The organism is Okeania sp. (genome assembly GCF_983059655.1).
Map to the genome: position 1 here is coordinate 5,966 of NZ_CEZPJD010000106.1, position 8,941 is coordinate 14,906.

The following is an 8,941-nucleotide window of genomic DNA, read 5'->3' on the forward strand; positions in this document are numbered from 1 at the left end:
TTACCAACATGACGCTCCATTTGCGTGCCAAAAATCGCTGAAGGTTCCACACGAGCGATCGCATCCCCAATCTCACCATTATCCTCAGTAATTAAAACCTCATCACAATATTCACTCACCTGTTCCCTAAACCAGTCAGCATCATATTTACAATAAGTACCTGCCCAAACCACATGAATACCCATTTCCCGTGCCAAAATTTTTGTCATGGCAGCAGCATGGGTATTATCGCCAAATACCACCGCCTTCTTACCAGTTAAATTTTGACAGTCAATGGAACGAGAAAACCAAGCAGCTTGAGAAACGTGCAAAGTTTGATTATCAATAAATTCTTCATAGTCAACATTAGCACCTTGAGCATTAACCACTTGCTGAATTTTACGAATGCAACGAGCAGTTTCCACCACACCCATAGGAGTAATATCAATATAAGGGGTTCCAAACTCTGACTCTAAATATTTAGCAGTCATTATCCCCAGTTCGCGATAGGGAGTGAGATTAAACCAAGCACGAGGTAGATTTTTTAAGTTATGAACGGAAGCACCTTCAGGAATAACTTCATTAACTTCGATACCTAAGTCTGCCATCAAGCGTTTTAATTCGGTGCAGTCGTGTTGGTTGTGGAAACCAAGGGTAGAAACGCCAATAATATTCACAGAAGGTTTTTCTGTTTTCCCCTCTGGCAGTTCTCCTTTCTTTTTCGCCTTCTCAATATAATATTTAACTATTTGCTGCAAAGTGTTGTCCGCTGCTTGGAGTTCATTAACACGGTAATGGTTAACATCTGCCAACATTACATCACCTTTAGCATCAAGTTGAGCGCGTTCGACAAAGTTTTCTAAGTCTTCTTGTAAAATGCTAGAAGTGCAGGTGGGAGTAAGAACAATTAAATCTGGGGTTTCTTCTTTGTCTTTGCGGACGATGTTATCTACTACTTTTTCTTGAGAACCTCGTGCTAGTACGTTACGATCAACTACACTAGCAGTAACGGGTGTATAATTTCGTTCTCTTTCTAACATGGAGCGCATGACATTGAAGTAATCATCACCGAGAGGAGCGTGCATTATGGCGTGAACGTTTTTGAAAGAGCTGGCAACACGCAGAGTGCCAATGTGAGCGGGACCTGCATACATCCAGTAGGCTAATTTCATCTAATTTTCTCCGTTTTATTGTTAACTGTTATGGATTTGTTAATTTGATTGTCTCAGATTTTGATGTTTTTATTTATTGAATGAGACTTTTTGAACAATATTTTTTCAGGTTATTCCATCAACAAGAAACTTAGTTTGTCAGTAAAGCAATAAAATTTTGTTTTATTTAAGTATTCTTAATTTTTAAGTTAATTTCTGTTAATTACGGGCAGAAAAGGTTGACATTTTTTTGACATGGGTATAACGAAAAAGCGATCGCTCATCTAAAGTATGCGATCGCCCTTCACAAAAATATTAATTAATAATTTTTTTAGAAATATAACTAATTGGAAACTAATGCCTCAAATCGTGGATCGGAACTAATGTTTTCACAATCTGGGTCTTCTTTTACCCAGTCTTTTACTTCAGGTTCTAAATTAATAGCTTGTTCTAAATTTTCAAGACTCTGGTCTATTTTATTTTGTAAAGCATAACAGCAAACTTTATTATAGAAAAGCCACCCATCATCTGGGATACATTCAATCGCTTTATCATATTTGTCAAAATTCACCAAAGCCCATCCTTTATCTTCCCAAAGAGGTGCTAAATCATCTCTATCTCTCAAAGTTTTACCTTCTTTAACAGATGTCTCGTACCATTCAAGAGCCTGATTATGACATTCAAGAGCTTCTTCATACCTTTCTAAAGCACTCAGAGTTAACCCTTTGTTTCTCCATCCTGTATAAGTATCAAAAGAATCCTCTGGTTGTTGCAATGCCTGCTCATACATAGCAAGGGCTTCTTCATATCTTTCTAAACCTAAAAGGGCACTGCCTCTAGTGTTAATTGGAACAAATTGACTAAAGTAGTCTGGTTCCAGTTCAAATGCTTTATCTAAAGCAGCAAGTCCTTCCTCAAAATTGCCATCTTATGTTTCTTCTAGACCTTTTTGTAATAACTCTTCAGCTTCATTGGACATATAGATCGAGCCTCTATAAATAAAACAGATTTTCTCCGCAGCCTCTCACAAATAAACACAAATAAACATATGATTATCTATCCTGTAATTATTCTTAATATTTTCTTGAATTCCAAAATTTTGATTGACGAGATAGCCGATCAAATCTTACTTTTGACTTTTTATTTTTGCCTTTTGACTTACAACTTATAACTTCTGTGAAACGGTCTTATTACTTCCAATAACTGCATCCAGTAATAAATCCGCACCAAAACGCACTGGATCAGTGCAAGGCAAACCAGTTTCTGTTTCTATTTTAGCGATCGCTTCTTTAGCTGTCACTTCATCTAAATGAAAAGTATTCATAGCAATACCAACAACTCGCGCAGGTTTCATAACGCCACCAGCAGCAGCCACCATCTCATACAACTGAATTACTATAGGTAATGGTGGAATCAAAACACTGGGATGATTGCGAATATGAGTTTGATGAGCACGATGCACCAAGATTAAATCCGTAGGTTGAGTACCGCGTAATAGTGGGAGAGTAGCAGTGGAACCAGGATGCAATAGGGAACCTTGGCCTTCAATAATCAGTAAGTCGTGGGTCTTGCCAAACTGCATAACCATTTGTTCCACTGCTCCGGCAGCAAAGTCAACTCGCACTGCATCTAAGGCAATACCATTGCCAGCAATCATTAAACCTGCTTGTCCTGTAGCGAGGAATTTAGAGTTGAAACCTCGGCGTTGAGCTGTGGCATTGAGTTCTAAACTGGTAGACATTTTACCGATCGCCATATCAGTCCCCACTGTTAAGACTCGGCGACAAGAAAGTGTTCTAGCTTTCCCACTGGCAATAATTAATTCTGGAGGTTCCTGACGCACATCCCATATCCATTGCGTAGGTTGCAACAGTGGTTGAATTTCTGGATGATTTGCCAGAGGGCTATGCAAACCGTTGACTACTGATAACCCAGAAGTAACAGCTTGTTTGATTTCTCCAAACCATTCATCAGGTAAAGCACCGCCTGAAGGAGCAATACCTATGACTAATACTTCTGGGTCAAAAGCGAGCGCTTCGGCAACGGAAGCAACTATTGGTATGTCGCGGGGAATTTTAGTGAGTTCGGGTAATGATTTTCCGGCACATTGGCGATCGATGACGGCAACAATTTCTGCTTGACTGTAGCGTAGTAGTGACAAGCCAGTTTTGCCAGATGAACCCTGAATGCCATTGTGTAGAAGAATTGCTATTTTACTATTTTGAACTTTTGATTGTGTATTTTCTGTAGTCATGGTTTTTTAACGAATAAATTTTCTTTGTAAGTACAAGTAATAGTTAATCATGAACCTAGAATACAAATAGAGATCCTTTTATAACTTAAAATCTGTATAGGTAATTTACAAATCTTTGTATCCTTAACTATAGTATTTAGTTTAAACTAGCATTCATTAAAAATAGTGTAATAATTTTTAAAAATATATTTTTTATCGATGTTCCTGATTGTATATTGAAAAATAAGAAATCCATGAATATATTTAATGATATATATTATTATTTTTGCCCATCAGACATAATTAAATGTAAAATTTGCCTCAAAAATTAGTGAAAAATATGCTGTTGTCCATAATATTTATTACTACAGTAAATTTTACCGATAAATTGTGGGTATGCGCCTCCCCTTTTAAGGAGATAAAAAGCGGTCGAGATATGGCGATCTTCGGAGTGGCTCTGATAAGAGCGGGTTTCCTCGCCATCTCTAATCGACCAAGAGAAAATAGAATTCCGTATTTTCTTGCTTCCTTATTGCAGAGGTACTGATAACTGATAACTGATAACTGAAATGACTGTCTTAGCTGTCACAAAGGTCGAAAATACTAATATTTTTAGTGCTATTGATGGGATTTTTCAAAAGTTAGTAGCCATCCTAGAAAAAATTATCTTCTTTGATATTGCTGGTTTCCCACTAATTGTATTGTGGTTAATTTTAGGAGCAATATTACTAACATTCCGTATGGGTTTTATTAATATTCGAGGTTTTAAACACGCTATTGATATCGTTATGATTCCCCAGAAGATGAAGGAGAAATTACCTAAATAACACGGGAGCATGAAAACCATCGTCTTTTAAGCGATGGATGAAAGGTGAGGAGTCGGATTTTAATCCAATGTATTTTATTTTACCGAAGAGCCACGTTGAAGGCCCCCGTGTTTTAACCGGGGGATGGAAACAACCGAGTCGTTTAGACTAGATAACTAAAGTGGTCTTGTGCTATTATTAACCACAATAAATTTTCCAGCCCCTGTTTGAAATGTACAGTTGTCAGCAAGTTTTAGTAGGTAAAAATCCCGACCTTATTGCTATTTTAACATTCTTGTGTGAACAGTCTCACAAGCTCACTAACATGGGAATATATTATGGTCGGCAATTATATTTTAAGTCTCACAAAACTCTGGGCAAGTTTGACTTGGAAAAAGTTTATAAACACAACTATCATTACAAAGTTTTATATTCGCTCTTCAGCACAACAAATATTGAGAACTGTAGCTGAATCATTTCGCTCTTATTATGGTCTTATAATTGCCTATAGTTCAGGAAAAATCTCAGACAGACCAAGGATTCCTAACTACAGAAAAAAAGGGGGAATGGCTACAGTTAGTTACCCCAAACAAGCATTAAAGCTGAAAGATAATCAAATTAGAGTACCACTAGGTAATACCTGTAAGCGCTGGTTTAGTCTAGATTGTTTTTATATTCCTATGCCGAGTAATCTCGAATTTTTATCTATTAAAGAACTGAGAATATTACCGAGGAACAAATGTTTTTATTGGGGATTTGTCTATGAAAAAGAAATAGTAGTTAAACCTCAATTAAACCAAGACAATATATTAGGATAAATATATAGCAATTACTATACTGATGAAGTAAAAATTCGTTTGTTTTAGGGAATAGGTAACAGGGAATAGAAAGAATAGAAATAAAGATAGGTGTGCCTAATTAGTCTGAGAAACACTATAGATATAAGTAATGAAATTCATCATTAATCAATTTATTACTGAAGAGTATAGAAAATTGATTATTTATATCCATATGTTATATACTAATAAACTTTGTATTTGAGATATAGCAATATGATTTGAGTTGTGAGATATTGGAAACTTTTAGGGAACAGGGAACAGAGAAGAAGAAAAAAACGTATCATATGAATATCATAATTGATATATTCCATACTTTTAAGGAACACCTCAATTCTCACAACTGATTCCTGATTGCTATAGAAAGTAATTAATACCAAACGCGATAAATATCTGCTACAAATAAATAGGTTATTTCTTAGGAGTCATAAGTCAGAATAAATAGGTTTGATACCATATAAAATCATATCAATTAAGTAGGTAGGTGAGCAAATTTACCACTACGTCATTGCGACTGGAACGCATTGGAAGGAAGCAATCTCAAGGGAGTCATATTCATAAACATTTTGTTAGATAGTGACGTTTATTTGCACCTACCTACTTATCCTCCTATAACTAGTGTATAATTTATTTTATTCTTCAACTTGATAACCCAATTCTGCTAATTGAATTCGAGACTGTCGCCATTTAGATTGAACTTTTACAAATAATTCCAAATACACTTTGCCAGCAATTAACTTTTGAATTTGTTGACGTGCTGCGCTACCAATAGCTTTCAACATATTCCCGCCTTTACCGATAATAATTCCTTTCTGGGATGAGCGTTCAACATGAATAGTAGCAAGAATACGACTAATAGTTGTTTCCTCTTCTACTCTATCAATAGCGATCGCTACTGAATGAGGTACCTCTTCACGAGTCAAAAGTAAAATTTGTTCTCGGATCAATTCCCCCATAATAAACCGTTCTGGTTGGTCTGTTACTAAGTCAGGAGGATAATAATAAGGTCCAGGTTCAAGATGTTCAATCAACAAATCTTGTAGTCCTTCTACTCCTTCCCCTGTAAGAGCAGAAAATTTAACTATCTGCCAGGAGTGAGGAGCGATCGACTGATGATAACTAGCTTCTATTTCCCGATCGTCTTGAGGTTGTAAGTCTAATTTATTCAAACCTAGAATCACAGGAGTATCTGTTTTGTTGAGTAAATCTATAATATATCGATCGCCTCCACCAGCTATTACTGACCCATCCACTACCAGCAAAACTACATCCACAGATTGGATTGCTATTTTAGCATTTTGAACTAATACTTTGCCCAATTGGTGATGAGGTTTATGAATACCAGGAGTATCAACAAAAATCATCTGCGCTGCTTCTGTAGTCAAAATACCACGCAGACGATTACGAGTAGTTTGAGCAACTGGGGAAGTAATAGCAATTTTTTGCCCTACCAGTTGATTCATTAAAGTAGATTTGCCAACATTAGGCCGTCCTATTATACCAACAAATCCAGATTTATATCCCGCAGGTGCTACAGGAATTATCATACTTGTGGGTAATTCCATTTTTGTATTTCTTTAATTTTATATATTTCAAAAATAACAACTTATTAAGTAAAATTTTTTTGATATTAACTGATAGATACTATACATTTTTCTTGTGATTATAAGAATATTATCAAAATACAAGGATTAAAGTATATTATGTTGTGTGAGTCTAAAGTTACACATCATCAGTCATATATTAACTTCAGTGCCTACATTAATCTAATTCATGTAGTAGTATAAAGCTGAATAATTTTAGCAGTCAAAGAAAAGGTAAAAATCAGGCAACGTCAAATTTTTCCTTCTTCCTTATGCTATATAAAAAGATCTTACTTTATTAAAATATACTGTTTAATTTTACAGTATTTTGTAGAGTATGATAATTTTGCCTTGTTTGAGTTGTTCGCCAGTTACTTTTGACTTATCTCTAGTTAGACGATCAAAAGCATCAAGGGCAGAAACTAACTTTAGAAATTTTAAAGATTTGGCGAACTAACTTGTTAGTTGATATCTCAATTAAATCAATCTAGAACTAGGAAAAAATGAAAAAATTTTCTACATTATTAGGAAGTGTTTGTGCTTTAGTAGTTGCAAATTTACCTCTGGCAGCTTTGGCAATACCATCTGATTTTGACTACAAATCTGGTAAGGAAGAATATTATCCATTACCCGATTTGTCTATTCCGTACAGAACCTTACCCAGAAGATTTGATTTTCCAATTATTACTGAAGTTGATGTTGATGACAGCATCAGTACAGATTATCCAATAACTGATGCTTTTGTTAACAACCTACCTCCTATACCCACTGGAATTACTCTAGATGAGCTTTTGCGTTACAGAGCGGAGTATACTGCTTCTATACAAACATGGGGAGAAGAGGTTACAGAATGTCTGAATAAAAAACCACGATTACTGAGGGTTAGTACAGGCAATCCAGTCATTATTAATGGAGTAGAAGGTACAATAGTTCTAAATGCTAACAACCGTGCTGTTTGTAGGTAACAAATAATTAATAATTAATAATTAATAATTAAGGCTTGCTGAAAAAGTCTTTTGGTAGGGTTAGGGGTTAGGAGTCAGGAGTCAGGAGAAATGGGATATAGCAGTCGGAAAAGTTGTCCCAAGATTGTTCTGCCATAATCATCCCAAAATATTAGCTTTTTGAACTTTTTCCACTGAAAAGCTGACACTTTTTGAGACAAAGATTTGATATTTAATCAGCAAGCCCTAATTACCTCTTATATCATGTCCGGTAGCATCGTTTGTGTATAATAGAAGAGGAGAAAAATAATTCCCCGGAGCGATCGCCATTATGCCAAGACGCTTAAGTATCCAAGAACACCTAAGTGTAGATGAACTAGAAAGAAACTACCGAGCTACCTATGACCCAATAGAAAGGACTAGATACCAAATCATTTGGCTTAAGCGCAAAAGGAAAAACAACACTCATAAGTTTCTTCAGTCACAGGCTATTGTTTGGAGGCGATTCGTCAAATTGCACGTCGCTACAATCAGCAGGGTAAAGAAGGATTGGTAGATCGTCACCATCAACATCCAGGGCCAACAGGATTCCTCTCAGATGAACGGCAAGTCCAACTAGAAATGGCCCTCCAAGAGAAAGCACCGGATGGAGGATTATGGAATGGGCGCAAGGTAGGAGATTGGTTAACAGAATTAATTGACCATCGAGTTGATCGGCGCAGGGGATGGGAATATTTACGCTCAATGAGATATAGATTACGAATCCCTCGACCAGAGCATCAGAAATCGGCAACCCCAACCGAACAAGAAGAATGGAAAAAAACTCTGCTACCGATTTGAACAATTAAAAGCTGAATATCCAGAGGCTACTATAGAACTCTGGGCAATAGATGAACATCGTTTGTGCCTCAAGCCAATTTTCCGACGAGTATGGACACCTGTGGGAGTACAACCAACTGCAGAGGTGAACTGGCGTTTTCAGTGGTTCTGGGTCTACGGATTTGTACATCCCCAATCAGGAGCAAACTAACTGGTGGCTTTTGCCCAAGGTCAATATTACTGTTTTTAACCAAGTGTTGGCTGACTTCGCTCAACATTTTGGTAACAGAAAAAATAAGCACATGATATTAGTGCTAGACAGAGCAGGTTGGCACAGTAGTCAAAAACTGAAAGTTCCACAGGGATTGCATTTGGAGTTCTTACCACCCCATACACCAGAACTACAACCAGCCGAACGACTCTGGCCAGTAATTAATGAAACAGCGTTCGTGAAACGTGCCGGAGGCAATCGCTCATTCAAGGTCTCACTTGTTTTCGTTGGTAGCCTACTGATAATCTATCAAGTGCTTGAAAAGTAGCGATCGCTCAGGTTTTACACAAACGATGCTACCGGACATGATATTACCTAT

The 8,941-nt window shown here is 36.6% G+C and carries 9 protein-coding genes; 5 read left to right on the forward strand and 4 right to left on the reverse strand.

What is annotated here, in order from left to right; translation table 11 throughout:
• The 3 genes from bchB to AC3DU7_RS08750 all read right to left on the reverse strand — a co-directional run.
• Positions 1-1,151: ferredoxin:protochlorophyllide reductase (ATP-dependent) subunit B (gene bchB / locus AC3DU7_RS08740; RefSeq protein ID WP_488038964.1), on the reverse strand; the 1,151-nt coding region annotated here is incomplete at its 3' end.
• Between the two features lie 322 nt (positions 1,152-1,473).
• On the reverse strand, positions 1,474-2,010 hold the full coding sequence (locus AC3DU7_RS08745) for a tetratricopeptide repeat protein (protein ID WP_488038971.1): 537 nt from the start codon (positions 2,008-2,010) through the stop codon (positions 1,474-1,476).
• A 285-nt stretch (positions 2,011-2,295) separates the two neighbouring features.
• On the reverse strand, positions 2,296-3,384 hold the full coding sequence (locus tag AC3DU7_RS08750) for an N-acetyltransferase DgcN family protein (protein WP_488038965.1): 1,089 nt from the start codon (positions 3,382-3,384) through the stop codon (positions 2,296-2,298).
• A gap of 548 nt (positions 3,385-3,932) precedes the next feature.
• On the opposite strand from AC3DU7_RS08750, the gene AC3DU7_RS08755 reads away from it, so the two are divergent.
• On the forward strand, positions 3,933-4,190 hold the full coding sequence (locus AC3DU7_RS08755) for a hypothetical protein (RefSeq protein ID WP_488038966.1): 258 nt from the start codon (positions 3,933-3,935) through the stop codon (positions 4,188-4,190).
• Positions 4,191-4,507: 317 nt separating this feature from the next.
• A complete protein-coding gene (locus tag AC3DU7_RS08760) occupies positions 4,508-4,987 on the forward strand; it encodes a hypothetical protein (RefSeq protein ID WP_488038967.1) in 480 nt (159 codons plus the stop codon).
• A gap of 650 nt (positions 4,988-5,637) precedes the next feature.
• On the opposite strand, the gene era is transcribed toward AC3DU7_RS08760, so the two are convergent.
• Positions 5,638-6,570 carry a GTPase Era gene (era, locus tag AC3DU7_RS08765; protein ID WP_488038968.1) on the reverse strand — a complete coding sequence of 311 codons (933 nt, stop codon included), beginning with the start codon at positions 6,568-6,570 and terminating at the stop codon, positions 5,638-5,640.
• Between the two features lie 521 nt (positions 6,571-7,091).
• On the opposite strand from era, the gene AC3DU7_RS08770 reads away from it, so the two are divergent.
• The 3 genes from AC3DU7_RS08770 to AC3DU7_RS08780 all read left to right on the forward strand — a co-directional run bounded on the left by AC3DU7_RS08770 (position 7,092) and on the right by AC3DU7_RS08780 (position 8,890).
• Positions 7,092-7,553 carry a hypothetical protein gene (locus AC3DU7_RS08770; RefSeq protein ID WP_488038969.1) on the forward strand — a complete coding sequence of 154 codons (462 nt, stop codon included), beginning with the start codon at positions 7,092-7,094 and terminating at the stop codon, positions 7,551-7,553.
• 474 nt (positions 7,554-8,027) lie between these two features.
• On the forward strand, positions 8,028-8,372 hold the full coding sequence (locus tag AC3DU7_RS08775; protein WP_488038970.1) for a winged helix-turn-helix domain-containing protein: 345 nt from the start codon (positions 8,028-8,030) through the stop codon (positions 8,370-8,372).
• A gap of 200 nt (positions 8,373-8,572) precedes the next feature.
• Positions 8,573-8,890, forward strand: a complete 318-nt coding sequence (locus AC3DU7_RS08780; protein WP_488038972.1) for a transposase — start codon at positions 8,573-8,575, stop codon at positions 8,888-8,890.
• Positions 8,891-8,941: the final 51 nt, after the last annotated feature.

Coding starts and splice junctions, on each gene's coding strand:
- AC3DU7_RS08750 (WP_488038965.1), bottom strand. CDS start 3,384: ATGACTACAGAAAATACACAATCAAAAGTTCAAAATAGTAAAATAGCA.
- AC3DU7_RS08755 (WP_488038966.1), top strand. CDS start 3,933: ATGACTGTCTTAGCTGTCACAAAGGTCGAAAATACTAATATTTTTAGT.
- AC3DU7_RS08760 (WP_488038967.1), top strand. CDS start 4,508: ATGGTCGGCAATTATATTTTAAGTCTCACAAAACTCTGGGCAAGTTTG.
- era (WP_488038968.1), bottom strand. CDS start 6,570: ATGGAATTACCCACAAGTATGATAATTCCTGTAGCACCTGCGGGATAT.
- AC3DU7_RS08770 (WP_488038969.1), top strand. CDS start 7,092: ATGAAAAAATTTTCTACATTATTAGGAAGTGTTTGTGCTTTAGTAGTT.